The following is a 1979-nucleotide window of genomic DNA, read 5'->3' on the forward strand; positions in this document are numbered from 1 at the left end:
CTGGTGCGCAACCCGGACATCCTGGCCGAACTGGTCGCCGCCCGCGCCCAGACCAGACGCTGCCGCGCACCGTGGTCGGCTTCGCCGCCGAAACCGGGGACGAGCACGGCAGCGTGCTGGACTACGGCCGGGCCAAACTGGTCAAGAAGGGCTGCGAGATGCTGGTGGTCAACGAGGTCGGGCAGAGCAAGACGTTTGGCGCGGAGACGAACGAGGCCACGATCCTGTTCGCCGACGGGCGCGAGGCGGTTTCCACCGCCGGAAGCAAGCTGGAGGTGGCGCGGCGCGTCATCGAACAGCTGGCCGGCGCAATATAGCGTCATCGGCCCGTCACATGGTGACCAGCACCATGTCACAGCCATTCACCCAAGGACGCAACGAAGGACAAAGGTCGACACGACCAGATAGAGTAACAAGGTGACTTCAACAACCCCTGAACTACGCCTGTTTACCTCGGAATCAGTGACCGAGGGACACCCGGACAAGATCTGCGACCAGATCTCCGACGCCATCCTGGACGCCATGCTCGCCCAGGACCCGAACTCGAAGGTGGCGGTGGAAACCCTGACCACCACCGGGCTGGTCCACGTGGCCGGCGAGGTGACCACCAACGGGTACGTGGAAATCCCGGAGATCGTGCGCCGCACCATCCTGGACATCGGCTACGACTCCTCGGCCAACGGCTTTGACGGAGCCCGCTGCGGGGTGTCGGTCTCCATCGGCCAGCAGTCCCAGGAAATCCACGACGGGGTGTTCAACTCCCTGGAGTCCCGCCAGCACCGCCAAGGACCCGCGCGACATGCAGGCGCCGGGGACCAGGGCTGATGTTCGGCTACGCCTCGGATGAAACCGAGTCGCTGATGCCCACCCCGATCTTCCTGGCCCACCGCCTCTCCGAGCGGCTCACCCAGGTGCGCAAGAACGCCCGGCTGCCGCTGCTGCGCCCCGACGGCAAGACCCAGGTGACCATCGGCTACGACGGGGACAAGCCGGTGTCGATCGACACCGTGGTCGTCTCCAGCCAGCACGCGGCCGAATACGAGCTGGAAACCCTGAAGGCCGACCTGCTGGAGGAGGTGGTCACCCCGGTGATCTCCAAGTCCGGGCTGGACACCTCCAACACCGAGATCATCCTGAACCCCTCCGGGCCGTTCATCATCGGCGGGCCGGTCGGGGACGCCGGGCTGACCGGACGCAAGATCATCGTGGACACCTACGGCGGCTTCGCCCGCCACGGCGGCGGCGCGTTCTCCGGCAAGGACCCGTCCAAGGTGGACCGCTCGGCCGCGTACGCGATGCGCTGGGTGGCTAAGAACATCGTCGCCGCCGGCCTGGCCCGGCGCGCCGAGGTCCAGGTCGCCTACGCCATCGGCGTGGCCACCCCGGTGGGACTGTACGTGGAAACCTTCGGCACCGAGACCGTGGACCCGGCCGAAATCACCCGTGCCATCCGCGAGATCTTCGACCTGCGCCCGCTGGGCATCATCGAGGACCTGGACCTGAAGCGCCCGATCTACCAGAAGACCGCCGCGCACGGCCACTTCGGCCGCGACGACATGGACTTCACCTGGGAGCGCACCGACAAGGTGGATGCGCTGCGCTCCTGGTTCAACGCGTAGCCCGCAGGCCCCGTGGAACAAGAAGCCCTGATATCAGCACCCGAGCCGCAGCGCATACCGCTGCTGGCCCGGGTGCTGATTGATTCCCCCGTCCCGCACCTGGACCGGCCCTTTGACTACAGCGTGCCGGCCTCGCTGCGCGAAAGGTGCAGCCCGGGATGCGGGTCAAGGTGCCCTTTGGCGGGCGCCAGCTGGACGGTTCATCACCGAGCTGATCCCGGACGCGGACCCCGGGTTCAAGGTGCGGGAACTGGGCAAGCTCATTTCCGAAACCCGGGTGCTCTACCCCGAGGTGCTGGCCACCGCCGAACTGGTGGCCGAACGCTACGCCGGCACGCTGTGGGACGTCGTGCGCCAGGC

1 protein-coding gene and 2 pseudogenes are annotated in these 1979 nt (G+C 67.2%); all 3 read left to right on the plus strand.

Going from position 1 to position 1979, the window contains the following annotated elements; genetic code table 11:
- On the plus strand, nt 1-317 hold a 317-nt coding region (locus tag JCM19049_RS12740; RefSeq protein ID WP_279403164.1), incomplete at its 5' end, for a phosphopantothenoylcysteine decarboxylase.
- Nucleotides 318-417: 100 nt separating this feature from the next.
- Nucleotides 418-1619 (plus strand): annotated as a pseudogene (gene metK / locus JCM19049_RS12745) (methionine adenosyltransferase).
- A gap of 112 nt (nt 1620-1731) precedes the next feature.
- Nucleotides 1732-1979 (plus strand): annotated as a pseudogene (locus JCM19049_RS20840) (hypothetical protein); the annotation flags it as partial.

Source organism: Arthrobacter sp. JCM 19049, from assembly GCF_001310435.1.